This is a genomic window from Rhodococcus sp. 05-2254-5, from assembly GCF_002258575.1.
Lineage (GTDB): Bacteria > Actinomycetota > Actinomycetes > Mycobacteriales > Mycobacteriaceae > Rhodococcoides > Rhodococcoides fascians.
Genome location: NZ_NOZG01000020.1, coordinates 63,064 through 88,685, shown reverse-complemented (window position 1 = coordinate 88,685; position 25,622 = coordinate 63,064). Strand labels below are relative to the sequence as shown.

Sequence of the window (25,622 nt, the reverse complement as noted above, 5' to 3'; positions counted from 1 at the left end):
ACATACTGACGTCCATGACCAGTGCGCTGTGGACGCCCACCGATACCGATGTCGAGCACGCTCGGGTCACCGAGTTCACCCGGTTCGTCGAGGAGCGCCACGAGGTGACGCTGCCCGACTACGCAGCGTTGTGGCGGTGGTCGATCGACAACATCGAATCGTTCTGGACAGCGGTGTGGGACTACTTCGACATTCGCTCCACCACCGAACCGGAGTCGGTGCTCGAGGGCCACGGTATGCCGGGGGCGCAGTGGTTCCCGGGTGCCGAGCTGAATTACGTCGATCAGGTCGTCCGGCACGCTCGAGGAGATCGAGCCGCCATCGTTCATGCCTCCGAGGACGGTTCGACGCGGACCGTCACGTGGTCCGAGATGATCGCCCAGGCCGGTGCGTTGGCGGGCACCCTGTCCGACGCGGGCGTCCGGCGAGGCGACCGCGTCGTCGGGTACCTGCCGAACGTGCCCGAGGCGATCATCGCTTTCCTGGCGACAGCAAGTCTCGGCGCGGTATGGGCTGCGTGTGGGCAGGACTACTCGGCGGCGGCAGCGCTCGACAGACTGGGGCAGCTCGATCCCGCGGCGTTGATCACCGCGTCCGGGTACGTCTACGGAGGGGCCTTCCGCGACAAAGGTGCGGACGTGAACACTCTCGCAGAGGGATTGCCGACGGTACGCACGGTGGTCACGATCGGCGACGCTGCCGGGGCTGTGGGAAGCGCGGGGACTGTGGGAACCGCGGGGATTAGGCTGAATTGGGCGGACGCGACCGCGACACCGCGCGAGCTCGCTCCGGTCGCAGTGCCGTTCGATCACCCGTTGTGGGTCGTGTTCTCGTCGGGGACCACGGGACGGCCCAAGGGGATCGTGCACGGCCATGGTGGCGTGCTGCTCGAGCATCTCAAATCCGTTGCACTGCAATCGGATCTAGGACCCGACGATGTGTTCTTCTGGTACACGAGCCCGAGCTGGATGATGTGGAATTTCCAGGTGGCCGGCCTGCTCGTCGGGGCCACGATCGTGTGCACCGACGGAAATCCCGCGTTCCCGAGAACGGACGCGCTGTGGAGCTTTGCGGCCGCGCAGGGCGTGACGTACCTCGGCACCAGCCCCGGGTACGTCCTCGCGTGCATCAAGGCGGACGCACACCCCGGTGCCGATCACGATCTCTCGAGCCTGCGCGCCATCGGGATCACCGGGTCTGCGATGCCCGCGACGTCGTCGATCTGGTTGTCGGAGAAGGTCGGAGCCCACGTACCGGTGTTCTCGATCTCCGGTGGTACCGATGTGGTGTCGGCGTTCGCCGGGGGAGTGCGGACCGTGCCGGTCTGGGCGGGCGAGTTGTCGGTTCCGTTCCTGGGCGTTGCGCTCGATGCCTACGACGAGGCAGGCAACTCGGTGCACGGCGCAGTGGGCGAACTGGTCGTCACCGAACCGATGCCGTCCATGCCGGTGCGGTTCTGGAACGATCTCGACGGAACCCGTTATCGGGACGCGTATTTCGATACCTATCCGGGCATCTGGCGGCACGGCGACTGGATCACCGTGACCGAACGCGGCAGCGTCGTCGTGCACGGTCGTTCCGATGCGACGCTGAACCGCAACGGAATTCGAATGGGAAGCGCAGACATCTATCAGGCCGTCGAATCTCTCGACGAGGTCACCGAGGCCCTGGTGCTCGGCATGGAACAGCCCGACGGGGGATACTGGATGCCGCTGTTCGTGGTGGTCCCGGATGGGCTCACCGCGGAGCTACGCGAGCGCATCGTTGCCGTCATCAGGACACAGGCATCCCCGCGGCACGTTCCCGACGACATCGTCGCAGCGCCCGCGATCCCGCACACGCGGACCGGTAAGAAGCTCGAAGTGCCGCTCAAGAAAATGTTCCAAGGTGCTGCCGAGACAACTGCTCTCGACACCAGTGCCGTCGACGATCCGGAGGCGGTGCGGTGGTTCGCAGATCGCGCGGCGGAGTATCAGCGAGTCCAGCGCGCGAGGTAGGCCTTCTCCTCGGGCGCTATCCGGCGCAGAGTCTCCGCCCCGACGTCGACCATCGCCATGCGAGTGGTCGCCACCACCGCAGGCGGCGAATCCGGGGCCGCGCCCGCTGCCCGTACCTCGTAGCCGATGGTGAAATCGACCGCACGTACCTTCTCGAACCAGAGTGTGACGTCGAGCGGACCGTCCGAGTGCCGAAGCGGCTTCTTGTACGCGATGGTGACGTTCGCGATCAACGCACTCTTGATCAGGCTTTCGTTGGCCTCGCCCTCGCTGAGCAGCCATTCGATGCGCGCCTCTTCGAGCAGAGTGACCATCCGGGCGTGATTGATGTGCGCGAATGCGTCCATGTCCGACCACCGCACCGTGACGGTCGCGTGATATCCGACGGGGTCGATCCGATCTGTCTGCATCGCCACAGGCTCTGTCTTCATTGCTAGAGGATGGCATGCGCGCCTGCGTCGGGGGCGACGCTCTAGAGTCCCAGGAGTGATTATCGCCAATGTCGCACTGGATGATTCCGGCGTGCTCTTCGACATCGAACTCGTCGGCTCGACCATCGGGTCCATCACCCCGGCCGGTCGCGATCGCACCCGCGGCGTCGAGGTCGTCGACGGGGCGGGGGGAGTGGCCCTGCCGGGTTTCGTGGACAGTCATGTTCATCTGACGCAATGGGCAGCGGCGCGGCGGCGTATCGACGTCGGGCCGGCCTCGTCGGCGGCCGATGCCGTGGCACTGGTGTTTCCTTATGCGCGCACAGCAGGCGACTCCGTAGTGCGCGCCAACGGTTTTCGGGACGCGCAGTGGTCCGACGAGCCACACAAGGATCTGCTCGAGGACGCGCTGCCCGGTGTGCGTGTGGCGTTGACGAGCATGGACCTGCACACGCTGTGGCTGAGTCCGGCGCTGCTGCGCGATCTCGGTATCGACCATCCCACCGGAGTGCTTCGTGACGTCGACGGTCTCGAGGCCGTCATGGCGCTGGAGGCACTGGAGGACCCGGCCGAGTTGGACCGCGCGGTGCTCGACGCCACCGCGGCGCTGGCGGTCCGCGGGGTGACCGGCGTCGTCGATTTCGAGTTCGCGGACAACCGGACGGTCTGGGATCGACGCCTGTCGGCCGGATCTCCCGCAGTGCGCGTCGACACCACGGTGTGGCCGCAGTGGCTCGACGAAGCGCTCGATCGTGGGGAGCGTACCGGCGACGTCTCGGCCGTCTCGGACATGATTCGGCGCGGACCGCTGAAGGTCATGCTCGACGGCTCGCTGAACACCAGAACGGCCTGCTGTCACGATCGCTACCCGGGCGTCGACGGTGACAACGCCTACGGACTGTTGCTCGAGACCCACGACGGACTGTACGAGCTCGTCTCTCGCGCGGCTCGCGGCGGCATCACCTCGGCCGTGCATGCGATCGGTGACCGGGCGAACGGCGTTGCGCTCGATGCGTTCGCGCGGGCCGGTTGCGGAGGTCGTATCGAACACGCGCAGCAGCTCGTCCCCGAAGACATCGCACGCTTCGCGTCGCTGGGCGTTGCGGCGTCGGTGCAGCCGCAGCACGCGATGGCCGACCGCGACATCGCCGAGGATCTGTGGGCAGGTCGGCGCTCGGTGGCCTACGGCTACGGGTCGCTCCATCGAAGCGGTGCCACGCTGCTCTTCGGCTCCGACGCTCCGGTGAGTCCACCGGAGCCACTGGCAGGCGTTGCGGCGGCCGTATTCCGAACCGACGACGACCGGCCGCCGTGGCATGCCGAGGAATCGGTTCCTCTCGACGCGGCACTACAGGCGGCGAGCGGCGGCCGCGGTGCGCTCCGCGTCGGGGACGTCGCGGACATCGTCGTTCTCGAAGAGCACCCGGTGCATCGCTCGGCGCACGATCTGGCCGACACGGAGGTGCGGGCCACGATCTGCGCCGGTCTGCTCACCCACGTCGGTCCGGCTTAGCATCGTCGATCGGGCGGCACGTCCTGGCCGAGTTCGTCGGTGACGTGAACCTGTCGGTCCGGCCGAGTAGCGTGACGTCGATGACGTCTTTCACCGATCCACGCGTGCGAGAGTTTCTGTCGGCAGGTACCCGCACCGGAAAGGTCGGCTACCTCGCTTCGGACGGACGGCCCCTGGTCGCCCCGATCTGGTTCGTCGTCGAGGACGATTCCATCGTGTTCAACACCGGAGCCGATACCGCCAAGGGGCGAGCGATCCGCAGGGACCCTCGGATCGTGTTGACCGTCGATCTCGAAGAGCCGCCGTACGGGTTCGTGCAGGTGCAGGGCGTTGCCTCGATCGACGAGGATCCCCGAGAACTGGTGCGCACGGCCACCGAGATCGGAGCGCGGTACATGGGCCGCGACAGAGGGGAGGAGTTCGGCAGACGCAACGGAGTTCCGGGCGAATTGATCGTTCGTTTGGTACCTACCAAGGTGATTGCCGCTTTCGACATGACGGCGTGACAACCGACGAACTCCGCGCGTGCGGGCCTGTAGATTGGCCGGGTGCCGAATCCAGCCACCGGTTCTGCACGTACGGGGCGGGTGCTCTCGACGCGTGCTGGGCATGTAACGGTCCGGCCCATCTCGACGGATAAGTACTGAAAGGTAACTTCCGAGTTGTTCATGGTGAGAAAATAGAGATCGACGTAGTCAGCTTGCTCGATGTGTTCGGTGCCCATCGTTGTCCGCCGCTTCGGCGGCCGGTGGGGGCGCGTGTGATTGTGGGAAAGAGAGGAATCGATTGGACCCGCTAGGTGTGGAAGGTGCTGGAGACGACGACACGGGAGTCGACAGTCGGCAGCATCCCTCGTTCCCACTGTCACCGGCCCAATTGGGGATGTGGTTCGCGCAGCACGTGGACCCCTCGGTACCCGCCAACATCGCGCAGTACGTCGAACTGCGCGGTGATCTCGACGTCGAACTGTTGCGGCGCGCATCGTCGCGCGCAGCCCTCGAACTGCAGTCCGGTTTCGTCCGTATCACCGAGATCGACGCGGAGCCACGACAGATCGTCGACCCCACCCTGGACGACTCGCTCGGACTGGTGGATCTGCGCGGCGAGAACGACCCCCGCGCGGCCGCCCTCGAGTGGATGCACGCCGATTACAGCGCTCCGATCGACATTCTTCGCGATCGACTGATCGCCGCCACCGTCCTGCGTATCGAGGACGATGTCTGGTTCTGGTACGAGCGCGTGCACCACGTCGTTCTCGACGGCTTCGGTGCCGTGACCTTCATGAACCGCGCTGCGGAGTTGTACACGTCCGAGGTCGAGGGCACCGAACCGACGAAGAACCTGGCCTCGGATCTGACCAAGGTCTACGACATCGAGATGTCCTACCGCGATTCGAGCCGCTTCCAGGCCGATCGCGAGTACTGGGCGTCGCGGATCGACGGAATCGACGGAGTCACCACCCTCGCCGGGCACACCGCTCCGCCGGCCCCGAAGAGTCAGATCGACAGCACCGCTCTGTCTGCGGACACGATGAGCAGTCTCGATGCCCTGCGCGCCGAAACCGACACGACGATGGCGACCATCGTCATCGCCGCGTTCGCGGCGTATCTGGCTCAGATGACCGGCCGCGAGGACGTCGTGCTGTCACTGCCGGTGACCGCGCGAACCACCGCGGTTCTGCGCCGCTCCGGCGGCATGGTGTCCAACGTGGTGCCGCTGCGGTTCGACGTCTCGGGCGACACCACCGTCGAAACGATGCTGGCGCGCGTCAACGCCGAGGTCTCCGGTGCACTGCGCCACCAGCGGTACCGGCACGAGGACATTCGCCGCGACGCCGGCGGCGCAAGCGGTCAAGCTGCGTTCTTCGGTCCCTGGGTCAACATCATGCTGTTCTTCGGCGAGGTGCGCCTGGGATCGATGGTCGGCGGGATCAACATCCTCTCCACCGGCCTCATCGAGGACTTCGGACTGAACCTCTACACGAGCGTCGCCGGGGCCACGACCCACATCGACTTCGAGTCCAACCCCAACCTGTACGGCCCCGATCAGTCCGGCCGCAATCACGAGCGGTTCGTCGACTTCCTCGGCCGTTTCGTGGCAGCAGCCCCGACGGACCTCGTCTGGGACCTGGCTCTGACCGACGGATCCGAGCGCGCACTGGTCGTCTCCGAGTGGAACCACACCGAACACGAGACGACGCCCAGCACTCTGCTCACCGCCTTCGAGGCTGCCGCGGCCGCTCGTCCCGACGCCACGGCTCTGGTGTACGAGGGCGACGTCCTGACTTACGGAGAACTGTCGGCGCGGGTGAACGGCCTCGCTCGCCATCTGATCGACATGGGCGTCGGCCCGGAGACTCTCGTCGGATTGTCCATTCGACGCTCGTTCGATCTCGTGGTCGGCATGTACGCCATCGTGGCGGCAGGCGGAGCGTGGGTACCGATCGACCCGGATCATCCTGCCGAACGCACGGCCTACATCCTCGATTCCGCGCAGCCTCGGTGCGTACTGATCTCGTCGCGTGACGACGTGTCGCTGCCCGAGGGCACCGAGACGGTCGCCGTCGATCTGGTCGACCTGTCCGCCCGGTCGTCCGCTCCGGTCGGCGACGCGGAACGGATTGCGCCGCTTCGTGTTTCGAACACCGCGTACGTCATCTACACCTCCGGCTCCACCGGCCGCCCGAAGGGCGTCGCCGTGGAGCACGCCGCCATCCACAATCAGATGGAGTGGATGCTGGCGGAGTATCCGATGGATACCACCGATGTCTATCTGCAGAAGACGGCGACGACGTTCGACGTCTCGCTGTGGGGTTTCTTCCTGCCGCTGCGAGTGGGCGCGACGATGGTGCTCGCCACCCCCGACGGGCACCGCGACTCGGTCTATGTGGCGAACAGGATCGCCGAGCATCGCGTCACGGTCACCGACTTCGTGCCCTCGATGCTGACCGTGTTCGTCGCCAACGCGCCGGCCAACACCTGTGCTTCGCTGCGTCATGTCTTCGTGATCGGCGAGGCGCTTCCGGTCGAGACGGCGGCAGCATTCCGATCCGTCTGCGCCGCGGGACTGCACAACCTCTACGGTCCCACCGAGGCGGCGGTCTCGGTGACGTACCACGAGAGCAGCCCACAGGACACGCGAACCGTCCCGATCGGTGTGCCCGAGTGGAACACCCGCGCCTTCGTACTGGACAGCCGGCTGCGACCCACTCCGGTGGGAGAAGCGGGCGAGCTCTACCTCGCGGGCGTTCAGCTGGCGCGGGGCTACGTGGGTCGCCCCGACCTGAGCTCGGATCGGTTCGTGGCCAACCCCTTCGGCGACGCCGGAGAGCGGATGTATCGCACCGGCGACCTCGTTCGGTGGCGCAGCGACGGAGTGCTGGACTACATCGGACGCACCGACTTCCAGGTGAAGTTCCGTGGCCAGCGCATCGAGCTGGGCGAGATCGAAACCGTCCTGCTCGCACACGAATCCATCTCGCAGGCAGTGACATTGGTCGTGCAGACGGTCACCGGCGACCAACTCGTCGCCTACGTCGTCGCCGGGCCGGGGAAGTCCATCGACTCCGCCGAGGCCATCGAATTCGCCGGGCATGCGCTGCCGTCCTACATGGTTCCCGCAGCAGTGGTCGTGCTCGATGCGCTGCCGCTCAACACCAGCGGAAAGCTCGATCGAAAAGCGTTGCCGGAGCCGGTGTTCACCAGCGCCAAGAAGTACCGAGCACCGCAGAGTCGCGCAGAATACGTCGTCGCCGGAATCTACGAGGACCTGCTCGGCGCGTCCAAGGTCGGTCTGGACGAGGACTTCTTCGAGCTCGGCGGCAACTCGCTGATCGCCACACAATTGGTGACACGAGTCGGCGGCGCACTCGGAGTACGCCTGGGAGTGCGCGAGCTGTTCGAGGCCCCCACCGTCGGCGCACTGGCTGCCCGGGCCGAGTCGGCTGCCGGCCGCGGATCCGACACCCCGATCCTCGAATCCCGGGAACGCCCCGAGCGCATCCCACTCTCGCCCGCACAGCAACGCATGTGGTTCCTCAACCGGTTCGATCCGGCCACTGCGGTGTACAACCTGCCGTTCTCGGTCCATCTGAGCGGTCCACTCGACGTGAGTGCCCTGTCGGCCGCATTCGCGGACGTCGTGGAACGGCACGAGACGCTGCGCACGGTGTACCCGGAAGTGGACGGATCGCCCGAGCAGGTCGTGCTCAACGCGGCCAGGACACCGGCCACGATCACCCCGATCCGCATCGAACGGCACGAGCTCGGTGGCCGACTGCACGAGTTGGTGGCCAAGGGCTTCGACGTCACGATCGACACGCCGTTCCGAATCGCGCTGTTCGAGATGTCGCCCACCGAGTACGAACTGGCGATGGTCCTGCACCACATCGCTGCCGACGGAGCCTCCTTCGGACCGTTGGCGCGCGACGTCCTGCTGGCCTACTCGAGCCGGATACAGGGCCGCGCTCCCGAGTGGACGCCGCTCGAGGTCCAGTACGCCGACTACGCGCTCTGGCAGCGTGCGGTACTCGGTCCCGAAACCGATCCGCATTCGCTCGCTGCACGCGAAATCGCCTATTGGAGTGCCACACTCGAGGATCTACCCGATCAGCTGGCGCTGCCGTCGAGTAGGCCCCGCCCCGCCGTGTCGTCCAACGCAGGCAGCAAGCTGCGCATCGAGATTCCGGCCCGGTTGCACAGTGCTCTGGCCGATCTCGCCCGCGCGAACAACTCGTCGCTGTTCATGGTGATGCAGTCGGCGTACGCGCTGTTGCTGGCTCGACTGAGCGGCACCACCGACATCGCCATCGGCGCGCCGGTGGCCGGTCGCGGTGAGCCTGCACTCGACGACCTCGTCGGAATGTTCGTCAACACGTTGGTACTTCGTACCGATGTCGATCCGGCACTGTCGTTCGGGCAGCTGCTCGCTCGCGTCCGCGACACGGACCTGTCGGCGTTCGCGCATGCCGACGTTCCATTCGAGCGCCTGGTCGAGGTTCTCAATCCGGTCCGCTCGACATCACGGCACCCGTTGTTCCAGGTGGCGCTCTCCCTGGAATCGGCCATGTCTCGTGAACTCACCGTCGGCGGGCTCCGCGCCGTGGCCGCCGAATTCGACGTCCCGATAGCGAAATTCGACCTCCAGCTCTGGCTCACCGAGCACCAGGTCGACGGAACTGCCGCGGGTATCGATGCGGTGTTCGAGTACGCGACCGATCTGTTCGACGCAGATCTGGTCGACAGTTTCGCGCGGCGCTTCCTCGGAATTCTGGACGCAGTCACCACCGACGCGTCGGTTCCGGTCGGCGACGTCGACATCGTGGACGCCGCCGAATACGAGTCCGTCGTGTCCACCTGGAACGTGTCCGGGCCGGACGTCTCTCGCGACGTGACGTTGATCGACCTGCTCGACGCTGCGGCCTCGGCACAGCCGGACGGAGTGGCCGTGCGCTTCGGCGACACGTCGCTGACGTACGCCGAGTTCGATGCTCGGACCAATCGCCTTGCCCGCGTACTGATCTCGCACGGCGTCGGCCCCGAGAGCCTCGTCGCGGTCGCCCTACCGAGGTCGGCGGAACTCGTCGTCGCGCTGGTCGCGGTGGTGAAGGCCGGTGGCGGTTACCTCCCCGTCGATCCGAGCTACCCGCTGGACCGCGTCGAGTACATGCTCGACGATGCGCGTCCGACATCGATTCTCTTCTCGGGAACGGACCCGATCGAACTGCCCGCGGACGTCGAATCTCGCATCGGCGCAACGTTCGTCGACATCGACACGGTCGATCTGTCGTCGATCTCGGACGCACCGGTGACCGACACCGATCGCATTCGCCCGCTTCGCCCCACCAACGTCGCCTACGTCATCTACACCTCGGGGTCGACCGGTCGCCCCAAGGGTGTTCTGGTGCCGCACCGCAACGTGGTTCGGCTGCTCGCGAACACCGATGCGGTCTACGGCTTCGGAGCCGACGACGTGTGGACGATGTTCCATTCCTACGCGTTCGACTTCTCGGTGTGGGAACTGTGGGGTCCGTTGCTGTACGGCGGCACTCTGGTGGTCGTCGACTACTTCACCTCGCGCTCACCCGAAGCGTTCCATCAGCTGCTCGTGGACGAACGAGTGACGGTGCTCAACCAGACTCCGTCGGCGTTCTACCAACTGTCCGAGGCCGATCGCACGGCGGCCTCGACCGGCGGCGAGCTGTCTCTGCGCTACGTGATCTTCGGCGGCGAGGCCCTCGAACAGCGTCGATTGAGCGGCTGGTTCGAGCGGCACGGCGATCGTGCACCGCAGCTGATCAACATGTACGGCATCACCGAGACCACGGTGCACGTGTCGTATCAGGCGCTGGGCTCCGCGTCCGTCGCAACGACCGCATCGGTGGTCGGCAAGCCGATCGCAGGGCTGCGCGTCTACGTTCTCGATACCCGGCTGCATCCGGTCCCGGTCGGGGTGCCCGGCGAGATGTACGTTGCCGGTGGACAATTGGCGCGCGGATACCTGGGACGCGCGCCGCTCACCGCGGTGCGGTTCGTGGCCGATCCGTTCGCCTCCGGCTCTGATGCCGGGTCGTTGCTGTACCGCACCGGCGATTTGGCGCAGTGGAACGCGTCGGGCGAGCTCGAATATCTTGGCCGCTCCGACGATCAGGTCAAGGTGCGCGGCTTCCGAATCGAGTTGGGCGAGGTCGAGGCCGCGGTCACCGCGCACCCCGCCGTCACCCAGGCCGCCGTCGTCGTCCGTGAGGATTCGCCCGGGGCGGCCCGGTTGGTCGCCTACGTGGTCTCGGCGGTGGCGAACGGTCGGCCGACCCTCGACCTCGAGGATCTGCGAACCGGTATCGCCGAACTGTTGCCGGAGTACATGGTTCCGTCGGCATTCGTTGCGCTGGAGACGATTCCGTTGACGGTCAACGGAAAGCTGGACCGGCGCGCACTGCCTGCGCCGGTGTTCGAGGTGCGAGATTTCCGCGCACCGACGACACCGATCGAAGAGATCGTCGCCGACGTCTTCGCCGAGGTTCTCGGCGTCGAGCGGGTAGGACTGGACGACGACTTCTTCGAGCTCGGCGGTAACTCGCTGATCGCCACCCAGGTGGTCTCGCGGCTCGGAGTGGCACTCGACGCCACCGTGCCGGTGCGCATGCTGTTCGAGGCGTCGACGGTTGCACTGCTCGCGGTGCGCGTCGAACAGGCGGCGGGGGAGGGCGGCCGGACTGCACTGGTCGCGACGGTCCGGCCGGAGCGCATCCCGTTGTCGCTTGCGCAGCAACGCATGTGGTTCCTCAACCGGTTCGACGTCGACTCCGCCGCATACAACATTCCGTTCGCGCTGAAGCTGACCGGCGACCTGGATGTCGCGGCACTGCAGGTCGCCATCATGGATGTGATCGACCGGCACGAGTCGCTGCGCACCGTCTATCCCGACACCGCGCACGGACCGCAGCAGTCCATTCTCGACGCCGCTCAGACGGTGCCGAACCTGATGCCGATTCCGACCTCGGCCGCCGACATTCAGCGACAGGTCTTTGCGCTCGCGTCGACGACGTTCGACGTGACCGTCAACGTTCCGATCCAGGCCCGACTGTTCGAGATCGGCCCACGCGAACACGTGATCGCCATGGTGGTGCACCACATCTCGGCCGACGGGTGGTCGATGGGACCGCTGGCCCGAGACATCATGATCGCCTACGCCTCGCGCACCGCGTGGGAGAACCCGGCCTGGATGCCGTTGGAAGTGCAGTATGCCGACTACAGCCTGTGGCAGCGTTCGGTTCTGGGCTCCGAGGACGATCCGCAGTCGTTGATCTCCGGTCAGGTGAACTACTGGGCCGACATCCTCGCCGGCCTACCCGACCAGCTCGATCTGCCGACCGACCGGCCGCGCCCCAGTCGCCAGTCCTACCAGGGCTCCTCCATCGGATTCGACGTGCCTGCCGATGTGCACCAGGGCCTGTCCGCTCTGGCACATACCCACAACGCATCGCTGTTCATGGTCGTCCACGCCGCACTGGCCGTGCTGCTGGCCCGACTGTCGGGCACCGAGGACATCGCCATCGGTACTCCGGTCGCCGGCCGCGGTGACGCAGCGCTCGACGACGTGGTCGGCATGTTCGTCAACACGCTCGTTCTGCGCACCGACATCGACTCCGGACGCACGTTCTCCGAACAGATCGGCCGCGCGCGCGAAGTCGCGCTCGGAGCCTTCGGCCACGCCGATCTACCGTTCGAGCGTCTGGTCGAGGTCCTCAACCCGTCGCGGTCGCAGGCTCGACACCCGCTGTTCCAGGTCATGCTCTCGTTCGAGAACCTCACCCGAACACACGTCGACCTGCCGGGCCTGTCGGTGGACAGTGTCGCCCTCGATGCCGAAATCGCCAAGTTCGACCTGCAGCTCACCGTGACCGAGTCGATCGGACTGGACGGCCGCGGACAGGGCATGGCCGCCGAACTGACCTACGCGACAGACCTTTTCGATGCCGAGACCGTTCGCGGGTTCGCCGACCGGTTCGTACGGATGCTCACGGCCGTGGTGGCCGATTCGTCGGTGGCCGTCGGCGACATCGATCTGCTCGACGACGGCGAGCACGACCGCGTGGTGGCGGAATGGAACGACACCGAACACGAGGTCCCCGCCGACATCACTCTGGTGGACCTGTTCGACCGACAGGTCGCCCTGACCCCGGACGCAACTGCGCTGGTCTTCGAGGGTGAGCGGCTGACGTACGCCGAGTTCGATGCACGCGCCAACCGTCTTGCGCGCCATCTGGTCTCGCTGGGCGTCGGGCCCGACACGTTGGTCGGCCTCGCGATCGCCCGCAGCCTCGACCTGTTCGTCGGCATGTACGCGATCGTCAAGGCCGGGGCCGGATACGTGCCGATCGACCCGACCCAACCGGCGGATCGCAACGACTACATCGTGGCCACCGCGGCACCGATCCGGGTGTTGTCCACCGTGCGCGATCACGTCGAATTCCCCGACGTCGACACAATCGACATCGACACGCTCGATACTTCTAACCTGTCGTCGGAACCGTTGCGCGACAACGACCGACGCGCCCCACTGCGTTCGCGGAATCTCGCGTATGTCATCTTCACATCGGGTTCGACGGGCCGTCCCAAGGGTGTCGGGGTGTCGCACGACGCGATCGTCAACCGACTGCTGTGGATGCAGGGCGAATACGCCCTGACTCCGCGCGACGTGGTGCTGCAGAAGACGCCGTCCACGTTCGACGTGTCGGTGTGGGAGTTCTTCTGGGCGCTCCAGGTCGGTGCCTCGGTGGTGATCGCCGTTCCCGACGGTCACCGAGATCCCATCTACTTGCTCGATGTCATTGCACGCGAACGTGTCTCGGTGGTGCACTTCGTGCCGTCGATGATGTCGGTGTTCGTGCCCGAAGTCGAGCGGCGTCGCAGCGCGGGAGCCTCGCTCCGACTGATGTTCGCCTCCGGCGAGGCGCTACCGCCCACCACCGCTCGCGCACTGCGGCGTGCGGTCGCGTCGGTGGAACTGCACAACCTGTACGGACCGACCGAGGCTGCCGTGGACGTGACGTACCACGCGGTCACGGATTCGGACTCCGACGTCATGCCGATCGGTGCTCCGGTGTGGAACACCGCTGTCTACGTACTGGATTCGCGACTGCATCCCACCCCGGTCGGTGTTGCAGGTGAGCTCTATCTCGCCGGCACCCAGCTCGCGCGCGGCTATGTGGGACGCCCCGACCTGACCGCGGACAGGTTCGTCGCTCACCCGTTCGCCGATGGCGGCGCGCGGCTGTACCGCACCGGCGACGTCGTGCGCTGGAATCGCGACGGCGAGCTCGAATACGTCGGACGTTCCGACTTCCAGGTCAAGTTGCGCGGCCTGCGCATCGAACTGGGTGAGATCGAAACGGCGCTGCTCGCCCAGCGGTCGGTCTCTCAAGCCGTAGTCGTGGTCCGCCGCGACCAACTCGTCGGATACGTGGTTCCTTCGGGGGTGTCGGTCGACACCGGAGCCGTTCTGTCGGCGCTACGCGGCCGTCTGGCGGAGTACATGGTGCCGTCGACACTGATCGTGCTGCCCGAGTTCCCGCTCGGTGCCAGCGGAAAGCTCGACCGAAAGGCGTTGCCCGACCCCGCATTCGAGGTCACCGAGTACCGCGAACCGACCAACGACATCGAACGCACCGTCGCCGAGGTGTACGCCCAGGTGCTGGGCGTCGAGCGCGTGGGTCTCGACGACGACTTCTTCGAGCTGGGCGGAAACTCGCTCATCGCAACGCAACTCGTGTCCCGACTCGGCGTCGCGCTGGACACCCGGATCGCCGTTCGCGAGCTGTTCGACGCGTCCTCGGTGGCCGACCTCGCAGCCAGACTGGGCACCCTGGTCGCCACCGGCAGCAGGCCGCCGCTGGTACCGCAGCAGCGTCCGCAGCACATTCCGCTGTCGCTGGCGCAACAGCGGATGTGGTTCCTCAACAAGTTCGACGTCGAATCGGCGGCCAACAACATCCCGATCGCCGTCCGGTTGTCCGGTCTGCTCGATCGCCGGGCCATGCAGATCGCGGTCGCGGACGTCGTCGCCAGGCACGAGTCTCTACGGACGGTGTTCCCGGAGACCGACGGCACGGCTCATCAGGTGATCGTCGACGCGCAGACGGCCACACCGGAATTGACGCCGATCGAAATTTCCGCGCATCAGGTGGCCGATGCCATGCGCGTGCTGGCGACGACAGGATTCGACCTGTCGAAGGACCTCCCGTTCCGTACTCGGTTGTTCGAGGTGAGCCCCACCGAGCACCTGCTGGTGTTCGTGGTGCACCACATCGCCGCCGATGGTTTCTCGCTCGGCCCGCTCACTCGCGACGTCATGAATGCCTATGCGGCGCGGTCGATGAACCAGGAGCCGTACTGGACTCCGCTTCCGGTCGACTACGCCGACTACAGCCTGTGGCAGCGCGAGGTGCTGGGCTCCGAGGACGACCCCACGTCCGTGGTCTCGCAGCAGATCGATTACTGGACGACGACGTTGGCCGGTCTGCCGGATCAGCTCGATGTGCCCTCCGACCGTCCCAGGCCGGCGGTGGCATCGAACAGCGGTGCGCTGGTGCGTTTCTCGATCGACGGAGAACTGCATCGCGCTCTGATCGAGGCGTCCCGACGTGAGAACGCGTCGCTGTTCATGCTGGTGCACACCAGCCTCGCGGTACTGCTGTCGCGGCTGTCCGGCGAGACCGACATCGCGATCGGCACACCGGTCGCGGGCCGCGGTGAGGCGGCGCTCGACGACCTGATCGGCATGTTCGTCAACACCCTCGTGCTCCGAACGGAGATCGACACCGCGCGCAGGTTCGACCAGGTACTCGCCGATGCTCGCGAGACCGACCTGTCGGCGCTGGCACACGTGGACGTTCCGTTCGAGCGTCTGGTGGAGATCCTCAACCCGGTACGTTCCACGGCACGTCATCCCCTCGTGCAGGTGGTGCTCGCGTTCCAGAACCTGGGGCAGAAGGATCTCGAACTACCGGGACTGTCGGTCTCGGGCGTCGACTTCGAGACCCTGGTTGCACTGTTCGACCTGCAGTTCACGTTCGTCGAATCGTTCGGACCCAGTGGTGCGGCGCAGGGTATGACGTTCGATGTCACCTACGCCACCGACCTGTTCGACGAGTCCACTGTGGTCACCCTGGGTGAGCGTCTGATCAAGGTCCTCGAATCCGTCGCCGACAACCTCTCGACCGTCGTGGGCGACATCGAACTGCTCGACGACGTCGAGTACAAGCGCGTGCTCGACGACTGGAACGACACCGACCACGACGTCGACCGGTCGCAGACGCTGGCCTCCCTCGGGCGGTCGGTCGAATCCGACGGAACCGCACTGGTATTCGGTGACGAGTCGGTGTCCTACGGCGAGTTCGACGCACGGGTGGCTCGTCTTGCCCGGTACCTCGTCGATCGTGGTGTCGGCCCCGAGACCACCGTGGCGATCGCCGCCCGTCGTTCGGTGGAGCTCCTCGTCGGAATTCACGCGATCGTCGCGGCGGGCGGTGCCTACGTACCGATCGACCCGGATCAGCCTGCCGAGCGAATCGCGCACATTCTGCGCACCGCGGCACCGGTGTGCGTACTGAGCACGTCACGAGACTCGGTGGATGCCGACGGGCTCGACGTGATCGACATCGACGTTCTCGACCTGTCCGGGGTCTCCGATGCACCGATCACCGACGCGGACCGAATCGGTGCACTCGCACCGACGAACACCGCATACGTCATCTTCACGTCCGGGTCGACCGGGCAGCCGAAGGGCGTGGCCGTCACACACGAGGCAATCGTCAACCGGCTGCTGTGGATGCAGTCGGAATACGAGCTCGTCGCCGACGATGTCGTGTTGCAGAAGACCCCCGTCACGTTCGACGTGTCGGTGTGGGAACTGTTCTGGCCGTTGCAGATCGGGGCGACGCTGGTCGTCGCGAAGCCGGACGGGCACCGAGACCCGCAGTACCTGCTCGAGACCATCGAGGCGCAGTCGGTCACGACGGCACACTTCGTGCCGTCGTTGCTCGAGGTCTTCGTCTCCGTCGTCGCCGCCGAGTCGTCGTCCGCAGCCGCGTCGCTGCGGACTCTCTTCGCCTCCGGTGAGGCGCTGCCCGCCGAGGTCGGCGAACGCGTCCGACGCGTCCTGCCGGGCGTGGCGCTGCACAACCTCTACGGACCCACCGAAGCGGCTGTCGACGTCACCTATCACGAGGTGTCCGAGGCGGACGTCGACCTGGTTCCCATCGGTGTTCCGGTGTGGAACACCAGAACGTACGTCCTCGACTCCCGACTGTCCCCGGTTGCTCCCGGAGTCGCAGGTGAGCTCTATCTCGCCGGAGTCCAACTGGCCCGCGGCTACCTCGGTCGAGTGGATCTGACGGCAGATCGATTCCTGCCGGATCCGTTCGGCGAACCGGGTTCTCGCATGTACCGCACCGGCGATCTGGTGCGCTGGCGGGAGTCCTCGTCTCACACCGGGCGCCTGGAGTACTTGGGCCGCACAGACTTCCAGGTCAAGTTGCGTGGCTTGCGCATCGAACTCGGGGAGATCGAGACCGTGCTGCGCCGGCACCCGTCGGTGGAGTCGGCCGTGGTGCTGGTTCGGCAGACGGCCGTCGCCGGAGATCAACTGGTCGCCTATGTGGTCCCCGCCTCCGGTGCGACCGTCGACGTGGCCGACCTGACGGCGTTCGCCGCCCGCTCGCTCGCCGGGTACATGGTTCCGGCTGCGACCGTCGTGCTCGACGCACTTCCGCTGACCGCCAACGGCAAGCTCGACCGGCGCGCGCTCCCGGCACCGGATATCGAGCAGCGTGCCTTCCGCGCTCCGACGACCACGTCGGAAATCGTGGTGTCGCAGGTGTTCCGCGACGTGCTCGGCGTCGATGTCGTCGGAGCCGACGACGAGTTCTTCGCTCTCGGCGGTAACTCGCTCGTGGCGACCAGGGTGGCGTCGCGCATCGGTGCCGCGACGGACACCACGGTCAGTGTTCGGACCATCTTCGAGGCGTCGACGGTGGCGGCTCTGGCGGCGAAGCTGGACGAACTCTCGGGATCGGGACGAAAGACTCCTCTGGTGCGCACCGAGTTGCCGGACTTCGTTCCGCTGTCGCTCGCCCAGCGCCGGATGTGGTTCCTCAACCGTTTCGATGTCGATTCGGCAACGGAGAATCTGCCCGTCGCCATCGAACTGATCGGTGACCTCGACGTCGTCGCGCTGCGCTCTGCCGTGGCCGACGTGATCGAACGGCACGAATCGCTGCGCACCGCCTACCCCGAGGTGGACGGGGTGGCCTCTCAGGTCATCGTCCCCGCAGCGCAGGTAGCTCCGGAGCTGGCACCGACGAAGGTCACCGCCGACGACGTCACCGCCGCCCTGGCCGAGTTCTTCGTGCAGGGCTTCGACGTCACGGCCGCACCCCCACTCCGCGCCATTCTGCTCGAGCTCGACTCGAACCGGCATGTGCTGGCCTTGGCCACACATCACATTGCCGCAGACGGTTTCTCGATCGGACCGATGACTCGCGACCTCATGGTTGCGTACGCGGCCCGGAGTGCAGGCAGCGAACCGGGTTGGGCGCCGCTCGCGGTTCGCTACGCCGACTACACCCTGTGGCAGCAGACCGTGCTCGGTTCCGAGAGCGATCCCGATTCACCGGTGTCCGGCCAGATTCGACACTGGACGCGAACGCTGTCGGGACTGCCGGACGAGAGCACGTTCCCCGGCGACCGAGTGCGTCCCGATCGGTCGTCCTACCGCGGCGGCAACATTCGGCTGACGCTCGATGCGCAGACGCATGCGCGCCTCGGCGCGGTAGCCCGCGCCAATCAGAGCTCACTGTTCATGGTGTTGCACTCTGCTCTCGCGGTGTTGCTCTCCCGGTTGTCGGGCGAAACCGACATCGCCATCGGTACTCCGGTCGCCGGTCGCGGTGAGGCGGCACTCGACGACGTCATCGGTATGTTCGTCAACACCCTCGTGCTGCGCACCGAGATCGATCCCGGTGCTGCCTTCACCGATCTACTCGCCCGTACGCGCAACACCGATCTGTCGGCGTTCGCGCACGCGGAGGTGCCGTTCGAGCGACTCGTCGAGGTACTTGACCCACCGAGGTCGGCCGCGCGGCATCCGCTGATCCAGGTGATGCTGACCGTGCAGAACATGGAGCAGACCGAACTCGAGCTCCCGGGTCTGACCGTGCGCGGAGTCGATCTCGACGTCGAGACGGCGAAGTTCGACATCCAGTTCACGTTCACCGAGAACCAGGCGGACGGCAGCTCGGCCATCGACGTGACGTTCGCCCGTGATCTCTACGACGACGACACAGCGCGCGCCTTCGGTGAGCGCCTGATCCGCGTGCTGGAGTCGGTCGGTACCGATGCCGAGCAGCCCGTCGGGGACATCCCGGTGATGGATACGGCCGAGCGCGATCACGTTCTCGCCCTCGCCCAGGACGCACCGGCGGTCGCGGATTCTGCCGACTCCATCGTCTCCCTGTTCGCGGCAAGGGTCGCGCAGAACCCGGACGCTGCCGCCGTCGTCTTCGACGGTCGCTCGCGCACGTACGGAGACATCGACACCGAGTCGACGGCACTGGCGAGAGTTCTTGTCGCACAGGGTGTCGGCCGCGAATCCGCGGTCGCAGTCGTACTGCCTCGCACGGCCGATCTCGTGGTGGCGCTGCTCGCGGTGCTCAAGGCCGGAGGTGCATACGTACCGATCGATCCGTCGTACCCGGCCGATCGCATCGAGTTCGTGCTCGCCGACTCGCGTCCCGCCGCGGTACTGACCTGGACCGGCGTCGAGGTCGCGCTACCGCCGGAACTGCCCAGGGTCGACATGGACACCCCAGCGGACGAGTCCCGGTTCGCGACGGACGTTCTGCCGACGGTGACGGCCGCAGAAGCTGCGTACGTCATCTACACCTCGGGTTCGACCGGCACCCCCAAGGGCGTCGTCGTCCCGCACCGCAACGTCGTCCGCCTGCTGGCGAACACCCAGCGGCACTTCGATTTCGGCCCCGCCGACGTCTGGACTCTGTTCCACTCGTTCGCGTTCGACTTCTCCGTGTGGGAACTGTGGGGCCCGCTCACCACGGGTGGCACCGTCGTCGTGGTCGACTACTTCACGTCGAGGTCGCCGGAAGCGCTGCGCGAGTTGTTGATTCGCGAACGCGTGACCGTGCTCAACCAGACCCCGTCTGCTTTCTACCAGTTCGACCAGGCCGACCGCACGGCATCGGGTGCTGCCGAGTACGCGCTGCGCTACGTCGTCTTCGGCGGAGAAGCGTTGGAGCTGCGTCGATTGAGCGGTTGGTTCGATCGGCACGGCGATCGTTCCCCACAGTTGGTCAACATGTACGGCATCACCGAAACCACCGTCCACGTCTCGCATCGGGCTCTCGATGCGCAGGCTGCCGCGGAGGCATCGGGGTCACTGGTGGGTCGGGCGATCTCCGGGTTGTCCGTGTACGTGTTGGATGCGCGACTCGGCCTCGTGCCGGCGGGTGTCCCGGGAGAGATGTACGTCTCGGGCGGTCAGGTGGCGCGGGGATACCTGGGTCGGCCGGACCTGACGGCGACACGATTCGTGGCAGATCCCTTCGCAGGCGACGGTTCCGTGCTTTATCGCACCGGCGACGTCGCCCGGTGGTCGCCCACCGGTGAGCTCGAATTCGTCGGTCGCGCAGACGATCAGGTCAAGATCCGCGGCTTCCGCATCGAACTGGGCGAAGTCGAATCGTCGGTTCTGTCGGCTCCGGCCGTCGGACAAGCCGCGGTGATCGTGCGCGAGGACGCTCCCGGTGCCGCGCGCCTTGTTGCTTACCTGGTGCCCGCAACCGGTTCCACGATCGACGTCGACGCCGTCCGTGCGTCGGTGGCCGAGCAGCTCCCCGAGTACATGGTCCCGTCGGCGTTCGTGGTGCTCGACGCAATTCCGTTGACCACCAACGGAAAGCTGGACCGGCGAGCCTTGCCCGAACCGGCCGCACGAACCCGTGAGTTCAGGCAACCGACGACTCCGATCGAGTCCATGGTCGCCGAGCTTTTCGCCGACGTCCTCGGTCTCGACCGGGTCGGTCTCGACGACGACTTCTTCGAACTCGGCGGCAACTCTTTGGTGGCCACCCAGGTGGTGTCCCGACTCGGTGCCTCCGCCGACACGACGGTCCCGGTTCGGGCATTGTTCGAGGCCCCGACGGTCGCGGCACTCGCCGCGAGGGTCGAGCAGGGCTCGGGCGCGCGGCCGGCGCTGGTGCCAGGGCCTCGTCCCGATCGAGTTCCACTGTCGCTCGCGCAGCAGCGGATGTGGTTCCTCAACCGGTTCGACTCGGACTCGACGGCGTACAACATCCCGTTCGCTCTGCGCCTGAGCGGCGATCTGAACGTCGGCGCGTTGCAGAGCGCGGTCTCGGACGTCATCGAGCGGCACGAGACACTGCGATCGGTGTACCCGGATTCGCCCGAGGGACCGCATCAGGTGGTCGTGCCGATGTCCCAGGTGCCGACGACTCTCGACGTGATCGACACCGACGCGGAATCGGTGACCGCTCGGGTGCTGGAGCTGCTGGCGTCGACGTTCGACGTGACCGCAGAGGTTCCGTTGAAGACCTCGCTGTTCCGAGTCTCCGACACCGAGTTCGTGCTGGCGATGGTGGTCCATCACATCAGCGCCGACGGTCTGTCGATGATGCCGTTGTCGACCGACGTCATGACGGCCTATGCCGCCCGTACCCGGCATTCCGATCCCGCATGGGCTCCGCTGCCGGTGCAGTACGCCGACTACGCGCTCTGGCAACGCGACGTTCTCGGCTCCGAGGGCGACGCCGAATCGATTGCAGCGCAACAGATTCGATACTGGTCTGCCGCGCTGTCGGAGTTGCCCGAGCAGATCGAGCTACCTCTCGATCGCCCGCGTCCGGCGAGCCAGACGTTCCGCGGCAATCGCATCGATTTCCGAATCGACGTCGACGCGCACGCGCGTCTCGCAGAACTGGCCCGCGCGCACAACGCGACCGTCTTCATGGCCGTGCATGCGGCCTTCGCAGTGCTGCTTTCGCGGATCTCGGGGTCCTCGGACATCGTCGTGGGTACACCCATCGCAGGTCGCGGCGAGGCCGAGATCGAGAACCTCGTCGGCATGTTCGTCAACACCCTGGTGTTGCGACTCGATGTTCCGGGCGAGGCGACCTTCGGTGATCTCCTCGACGCCGCGCGTGAAACCGATCTGCAGGCGTTCGCCCACTCGGACATCCCGTTCGAGCGGCTCGTCGACGTGGTCAACCCCACGCGCTCGACGGCTCGGCACCCGCTGTTCCAGGTCGGCTTCTCGTTCCAGAACTTCGCTCGCCGCGAGTTCGAGCTCGACGGGTTGGAAATCTCGGCGCTCGACACCGAGACCGGCAACTCCCAGTTCGATCTGCATCTGATCGTGTCCGATGCCCAGCAGGGCGACGGCGCGGCAGGTGGCTTCGATGCCCTGCTGACCTACGCGACGGATCTGTTCGACGAGAGCACCGCCCGTTCACTCGTGGCCCGCTTCGAGGCCGTGCTGGCCGCCGTCGTGGCGTCGCCGTCGACACCCATCGGCGATCTCGACGTGCTGCTGGACGGCGAGCGATCTGCGATCGTCGAGGACTGGAACGACACGGTTCACGATTTCGGTGTCGTGGAACACACGACCCTGCCCGATCTGTTCGGTGCAGCCGCCGAACGCGACCGCGCTGCAGTCGCACTCGTCCACGACGACGGCGTGGTGACGTACGGAGAGTTCGCCGAGCGGGTCTCGCAGCTCGCGCGGCACCTGATCGGCATGGGTGTCGGGCCGGAAGTGCCTGTCGGCCTTGCCATTCGACGCTCGGTCGATCTCCTCGTCGGCATGTACGCCATCTCGACGGCAGGCGGGGCGTACGTTCCGATCGATCCGGACCAGCCGGCCGAGCGCAACGCGTTGGTTCTCGAGACAGCCGCTCCTGCGTGCATTCTGATCTCCGGCGATGTGGGTGCCGAGATCACCGATGCTGCCCCGATCGTGGATCTGGCCCGGTTCGACGCCGATGCCTACTCGGGTGCTCCGGTTGGCGCGTCCGAACGCACCGGGGTGCTCACCGCAGCCAACACCGCGTACGTCATCTTCACGTCCGGATCGACCGGTCGTCCGAAGGGCGTTGCGGTCTCGCACGGTGCCGTCGTCAACCAGCTGAACTGGCTGCGTGCGGAGTACGCACTCGACGAGACCGACGCAGCGCTGCTCAAGACCGCAGCGACGTTCGACCTGTCGGTGTGGGAGTTCTGGTCGCAGCTGACCTCCGGCGGACGGCTCGTCGTGGCCGAGGCCGACGGTCATCGTGACCCCGACTACCTGCTGGAACTGATTCGCACGCAGTCGGTGACGACACTGCACCTGGTGCCGTCGATGCTGTCGATGCTCGGCACCGTCGCCGCGGGCGAGGTATCGCCGAGCCTGCGGCGGGTGCTGGCGATCGGTGAGGCACTGCCCGCTGCCGTCGCACAGGAGTTCCGCAAGCGGAACGGATCGACCGACCTGCACAACCTGTACGGGCCGACCGAGGCAGCGGTGTCGGTGACCGCGCACGCGGTGACGGACGCCGATACGACCGCGGTGCCGATCGGTGTTCCCGAGGCGAACACGACGGTGTTCGTGTTGGACTCGCGGTTGCATCCGGTGCCTGCGGGTGTCAGCGGCGAGCTCTACCTGGCCGGCGCGCAGCTGGCGCGCGGCTACTTCGGGCGCGCGGACCTGACGTCGGAGCGATTCGTCGCCAATCCGTTCGACGCGAACGGTTCTCGGATGTACCGCACCGGCGACCTGGTGCGCTGGCGTGTGCCCGTCGTCGACGGAACGCCGGCCCCGGCGCACCTCGAGTACATCGATCGGGCCGACTTCCAGGTGAAGATTCGCGGATTCCGCATCGAGCTCGGTGAGATCGAAGCGGCCCTGCGGTCGCAGCCGGCAGTGGCAGATTCGGCCGTCGTGGTGCACAGCGGCGAGTCCATGGGTGACCAGTTGGTGGCCTACGTCGTCGGCCGGGCCGGGGAGGTCGTCGATGTCGCGCACGTCGAATCCGAACTCTCGCATCTCGTTCCGTCGTACATGGTGCCTGCGGCATTCGTGGTGCTCGAAGCGCTACCGCTCAATGCCAACGGAAAGCTGGACCGAAAGGCGCTGCCCGCGCCGCACTTCGAGGCCACCGAGTTCCGCGCACCGGTCACCCCGATCGAGGAGATCGTCGCGACGACCGTTGCCGAACTGCTCGGGCTGGACCGCGCGGGGCTGGACGACGACTTCTTCGCCCTCGGCGGAAACTCGTTGATCGCAACTCAACTGGTCTCGCGCCTCGGCCAGGCTCTCGACGCGCAGATTCCCGTGCGATCGGTGTTCGCGGCGTCCACGGTGGCGGGCCTCGCTGCACACATCGCGCCGCTCGTCGGCGGCGGTGCCCGCCGGGAACTGACGGTGCGCGAGCGTCCCGATCGACTACCCCTGTCGATCGCCCAGGAACGGATGTGGACGATCAACCGCATCGACCCGGGCTCGTCCGCGTACAACATCCCCGTTGCGGTGCGGTTGACCGGTGCCCTCGACATTGCCTCGCTCCGCGGCGCGTTCGACGATGTGCTCGGTCGCCACGAGATTCTGCGGACGGCCTACCCCGATTCGGTCGACGGCCCGGTGCAGCAGATCGGTGGCGTCGCCGACGTCGGGGTGGATCTCGAACCCGAACAGGTGGCACCGGACGCCGTGGTGTCCCGCCTGACAGACGTCCTCGGTGCGGGATTCGACGTGACGAAGACCGTCCCGGTCCGGGCTGCGCTGCTGCAGGTCGGCGACGACGAACACGTCCTCGCCGTGGTGGCTCACCACATCGCCGCCGACGGGTTCTCGATGGGGCCGTTGATCCGCGATGTCATGGTCGCCTACACCGCTCGGGTGGCGGGGGAGATGCCGTCGTGGGCACCGCTGCCGGTGCAGTACGCCGATTTCGCGCTGTGGCAGCGTGATGTACTCGGCCGCGAGGACGACCCGGACAGTCCGCTGGCGAAGCAGCTGGCCTACTGGACCGCCGAGCTGGCGGGAGCGCCGGAACAACTGGCACTGCCGCTCGATCGCCCACGGCCACCTCGACCGACCATGGAAGGCGCGTCGTACGGCTTCACGTTCGGTTCCGACGTGGCGTCGGCCATAGAGAAGATCGCCCGCGAGCATGCGGCGACGACGTTCATGGTGGTGCACAGCGCGTTCGCGGTTCTGCTGGGCCGGTTGAGCAACTCGTCGGACATCAGCATCGGCACCCCGACCGCAGGACGCGGCGAGGAGCAACTGGACGACCTGGTGGGCATGTTCGTCAACACGTTGGTGCTGCGCACGCAGATCGATCCGAACGGCACGTTCCTGGACCTGGTACGTCAGGCGAAGGACAAGGACCTCGCGGCGTTCGGCCACGCGGACGTTCCGTTCGAGCGGCTGGTCGATGCGCTCGGCCGCGCTCGGTCGAGTGCCTACACACCGCTGTTCCAGGCGATGTTGACGTTCCAGAACCATGCGACGGGCACGTTCGAGTTGCCGGGCCTGCAGGTGCAGGCGCTGCCGGCAGGCGACGATCAGGCGAAGTTCGACCTTCAGCTGACCGCCGTCGAGAACTTCGACGAGACCGGAGCGCTGCAGGACATCGAGGCGACGTTCACCTACGCGACGTCGATCTTCGACGAATCGACGATAGCGACGTTCGCCGAGCGGCTGTCGAAGATTCTGCGGACGGTCGTCTCCGATCCCGAGGTGGTGCTGCGATCCATCGACATCCTCACGGACGAGGAGAAGGCCGAGTTCGCGCCGCGCGCCAAGCCGAAGACGGTCGACGACCTACCGCAGTTGATTGCCGACGCAGCGGCGACCGCGCCCGATGCGGTGGCGCTCGAGCACGAATCGACGAGTGTCGATTTTGCGGCCCTGAACGCCAAATTGACGCAGATGTCGGCGACGATGGGCGCGGCGATGAAGCCGCAGGCTCTGGTGACGGTCACGCTGTCCGCACTGATTCCGGGCATCTTGCCCGCCCTCGGTGCAGAGGGGTTGTCGACCGCTCTGGCATCGTTGATCCAACGGGCGGAGTCGGTGATCGCGTCGTCGTGACGAAAGCCGAGC

At 66.4% G+C, this 25,622-nt stretch carries 5 protein-coding genes, 1 tRNA gene and 1 pseudogene; 5 read left to right on the top strand and 2 right to left on the bottom strand.

Annotated features, from left to right (window positions below; translation table 11 throughout):
• The first annotated feature begins 14 nt into the window (after positions 1-14).
• Entirely contained in the window at positions 15-1,997 is a 1,983-nt protein-coding gene (locus CH278_RS12210; RefSeq protein ID WP_094621986.1) for an acetoacetate--CoA ligase, read from the top strand.
• Here the strand turns inward: CH278_RS12210 and CH278_RS12205 are convergent.
• Complete coding sequence (locus tag CH278_RS12205; RefSeq protein ID WP_032365696.1) at positions 1,973-2,407, bottom strand: acyl-CoA thioesterase; 435 nt, start codon at positions 2,405-2,407, stop codon at positions 1,973-1,975. The two genes, CH278_RS12210 and CH278_RS12205, sit on opposite strands and share 25 nt — an antisense overlap.
• Positions 2,408-2,483: 76 nt before the next feature.
• Here CH278_RS12205 and CH278_RS12200 point away from each other — a divergent pair, with 76 nt between their 5' ends.
• From CH278_RS12200 to CH278_RS28220, 3 genes and pseudogenes are all read left to right on the top strand, one after another.
• On the top strand, positions 2,484-3,941 hold the full coding sequence (locus CH278_RS12200; RefSeq protein ID WP_094621985.1) for an amidohydrolase: 1,458 nt from the start codon (positions 2,484-2,486) through the stop codon (positions 3,939-3,941).
• Positions 3,942-4,021: 80 nt separating this feature from the next.
• Positions 4,022-4,447 carry a PPOX class F420-dependent oxidoreductase gene (locus CH278_RS12195; protein ID WP_027496298.1) on the top strand — a complete coding sequence of 142 codons (426 nt, stop codon included), beginning with the start codon at positions 4,022-4,024 and terminating at the stop codon, positions 4,445-4,447.
• Positions 4,448-4,742: 295 nt separating this feature from the next.
• Positions 4,743-14,255 (top strand): annotated as a pseudogene (locus tag CH278_RS28220) (amino acid adenylation domain-containing protein); the annotation flags it as partial.
• A gap of 391 nt (positions 14,256-14,646) precedes the next feature.
• Here CH278_RS28220 and CH278_RS27470 read toward each other — a convergent pair.
• Positions 14,647-14,753, bottom strand: a tRNA-OTHER gene (locus CH278_RS27470).
• Here CH278_RS27470 and CH278_RS27465 point away from each other — a divergent pair.
• Positions 14,706-25,610, top strand: a complete 10,905-nt coding sequence (locus CH278_RS27465) for a non-ribosomal peptide synthetase (RefSeq protein WP_179279579.1) — start codon at positions 14,706-14,708, stop codon at positions 25,608-25,610. The two genes, CH278_RS27470 and CH278_RS27465, sit on opposite strands and share 48 nt — an antisense overlap.
• Positions 25,611-25,622 lie beyond the last annotated feature (12 nt).

What these genes read in the sequence shown, in the direction of transcription:
- CH278_RS12210 (WP_094621986.1), top strand. Translation starts at nt 15, where the DNA reads ATGACCAGTGCGCTGTGGACGCCCACCGATACCGATGTCGAGCACGCT.
- CH278_RS12205 (WP_032365696.1), bottom strand. Translation starts at nt 2,407, where the DNA reads ATGCAGACAGATCGGATCGACCCCGTCGGATATCACGCGACCGTCACG.
- CH278_RS12195 (WP_027496298.1), top strand. Translation starts at nt 4,022, where the DNA reads ATGACGTCTTTCACCGATCCACGCGTGCGAGAGTTTCTGTCGGCAGGT.